The 2,825-nt window shown below is 71.9% G+C and carries 3 protein-coding genes; 2 read left to right on the forward strand and 1 reads right to left on the reverse strand.

Features of this window, described 5'->3' with window-relative positions:
• The coding region (locus OOT08_RS08175) for a GNAT family N-acetyltransferase (RefSeq protein ID WP_325092140.1) at positions 1-515 on the reverse strand (515 nt) is incomplete at its 3' end.
• Between the two features lie 132 nt (positions 516-647).
• Between OOT08_RS08175 and OOT08_RS08180 the strand changes: the two genes are divergently transcribed.
• On the forward strand, positions 648-1,229 hold the full coding sequence (locus tag OOT08_RS08180; protein WP_325092141.1) for a flavin reductase family protein: 582 nt from the start codon (positions 648-650) through the stop codon (positions 1,227-1,229).
• Positions 1,230-1,272: 43 nt separating this feature from the next.
• Positions 1,273-2,664: a D-alanyl-D-alanine carboxypeptidase family protein gene (locus tag OOT08_RS08185; protein ID WP_325092142.1), complete on the forward strand. Its 1,392-nt coding sequence runs from the start codon at positions 1,273-1,275 to the stop codon at positions 2,662-2,664.
• Positions 2,665-2,825: the final 161 nt, after the last annotated feature.

Here is a 2,825-nt window from a genome sequence, read left to right on the forward strand (position 1 = left end):
CAGAGAATGATCTCGAAGCAGAGCGAGTTCGGCATGTCGCTCCGGTACGGCTCATAGGTGTCGATCGGGGTGTAGCCGAGCTTCGTGTAGAGCGCGACGGCCTCGGGCTGTCGGTTGCCGCACTGCAGGACGAGCCGGGGCACTCCGCGCTCCCGGGCGTACTCGTGCAGGGCGGTCATGACGCGCGCGGCCAGGCCGAAGCCGCGGTACTCGGGGGCCGTGACGACGCGCTTGACCTCCCAGTCGCCGCGGTGCTCGCGCAGCATCGCGTGCGCGGCGGCGGAGCCGTCAGGGGCGAGGGCGAGGACGCTGACAATGGCCTCCTCGGCACGGAGCACCATCGAGGCATTGGCGCGGGCGACCTGCTCGGGCGTGAAGTCGTCGAAGCTGCCCGCGTAGCGGAGGCTCATCTCCCGGTTCATGGCCGCGCGGATGCCCTCGGCCCGCGCGTCGTCGAAGGGGATCTCCGTGATCCGGAAATCGTCTGCGGTCAGGGCGGGGTCATCATTCTGCACCGGGTAATTCTACCCGTTCCGCCCGGAGCGCAATCCGCGGTCACACACGTGCGTTTCCGCGGAATCGGGTGCATCCTTGTTGGTGGCCCCCGGAGTTTTCTGGGCGCCCCACCGTCGAGAGGATGATCCGGCATGAGTTCCGCCCCCCTACACGATTCCGGTCACGAAGAGCCGCTCACCGGCGAGGCACCCCTCGCCGGCGGGATTTCCCCGCAGGAGCTCAAGGACGTGTTCCGAAACTATCCGAGTGGGGTGGCACTCGTCACGGCGGACGATGGGACGCGGGCCATCGCGATCACCGTCACCTCCGTGATCTCGGTGAGCGCGGAGCCGCCGCTGCTCGTATTCTCGGCCTCGGCGCTGTCCTCAAGCACCCCGGTGCTCCTCGGCTCGAAGACCGTGGTGGTGCACATCCTGACCGACGAGAACGCGGAGCTCGCGAAGCTCGGCGCGACCAGCGGCATCGACCGCTTCGCGGACACGGACGCCTGGGAGCGGATGCCCACGGGCGAGCCCCGCTTCAAGGGCGTCGACACCTGGATCCGCGGTGAGGTGGTGAACCACTTCGAGGCGGGCACGTCCACCCTGATTGTGGTGCACGCGCTGGAGGCGATGCCGAACCCCGAGCGCACGGGCCAGCCCCTGGTCTACCACGACCGCACCTGGCACACGATCGGGGACGGCTCCCGGATCCCGGACCCGCGCCGCGCCTAACCCCGGGCACGAACGCGGGGCCGCCGCTCGGTAGCATCGTTTTGTGCCCGACGACTCCCCCCGCGCTGAATCCGCCGCCCCACCCCGGAAGCGGCGTCGTGCGTTGCCCTGGGTGCTGGCACTGACCCTCGTGACCCTGCTCGGAGCGGGCGGCGGGTACGCGGTGCTCGTGCACCGCACGCCGCTGCCCGATCTCGCGGTCACGGTCGACGCGGACTCCGAGGTGCTCGCCCCCTCGGGCGGCGAGAGCGAGCCGGAGCTCCCGGAGCTGCCCACCGCGGTGGGCTGGCTCGACGAGGAGCGCGTCTGGTCAAACGAGGATCAGCCGCGGGAGCTCGCGAGCCTGACGAAGCTGATTACGGTGCTCGTCGCGCTGGACGCGCGCCCCCTCGAGGCGAACGCCGAGGGCCCGAGGTACACGGTGACCGCCGAGGACGAGCAGATCCGGCAGCGCGTCGCCGACGACGACGGCGTCGCTTTCGAGGCCCCGGAGGGCCTGCAGCTGAGCACCCGGCAGCTGCTCGAACTGATCATGCTGCCCTCCGCAAACAACTACGCGATCAGCTACGCGCACTGGGTGTTCGGCTCCGACGCCGGGTTCCGGAAGGCCGTGGCGGCCTGGGCCGAGAAGCACGGCTTCGACAGCGTCTCCGTGGTCGAGCCGTCGGGGCTGTCCCGGAAGAACGTCGCCTCGCCCACCGACCTCGTGCGCATCGCCCGCATCGCGCTGGAACACCCGGCGCTCGCCTCCGTCATCGCCGAGCCCTGGGCCACGATCCCCGGGATCGGACCCGTGCAGAACAGCAACCCGCTCATCACCGAGCCCGGCGTGATCGGCGTGAAAACCGGGACCACCGTCACCGCGGGGCGGAACCTCATCGGCGCGCGCACCGTGACGATCGGGGGCCGCGAGCTGACGGGCATCGTGGTGACGATGGCCCGGACCAGCGAGGAGGCGCGCGCCGGGGACACCCGGGAGGAGCTGCACGCCCTCGACGCGCTCGTCGGCACGCAAACCGTCCCCGAGCCCGGCGCTCCCTTCGGGAGCCTCACCACCTGGCAGGGCGAGCGGGTCTCGCTCGTGGCGGACCGCGGCGCCTCGATCTCCCTGCGCGCCGGGGAGCGCGTCGAGCTCTCCCCGATCGCGGGTCCGGTTCGCGCGGGGGCCCGCGGGCAGGTCGCCGGGATGCTGACGGTGACCGCGCCGAGCGGCGAGGAACAGATCCCGCTCGTCACCGATCACGAAATCGTCGCCCCGGACCTGCTCTGGCGGATGCTGCACCCCGCGGTCGTCTTCGGCTGGGACCGCCCGGGCGACGCCGACGAGCGCCCCGAAGCGTCCCGGGCGCTGCCCCGTCCAACGTTGTCCGGTTCCGTCGGGGGCGACGCTACGGGCCCCCGCGCCGGGGCGGTGAGCGCTACGCTCGTCAAATGAGCCACCCCGCGCAGCCCAGCGATCCACCCGGCCTCGGCACCCCCGGGGCGGCCCTCGACCCGGCGATGATCACGCTCGGCGCGCTCCCCCGACCGGACGCCGAGGCGGTGCCCGCCTTCCTCGCCCGCGCCCCGCACTCCCTGGCCGGGCTCGCGGAGCAG

The sequence above is a fragment of the Leucobacter sp. M11 genome (assembly GCF_035726885.1).
Classification (GTDB): Bacteria; Actinomycetota; Actinomycetes; order Actinomycetales; family Microbacteriaceae; genus JAPFRB01.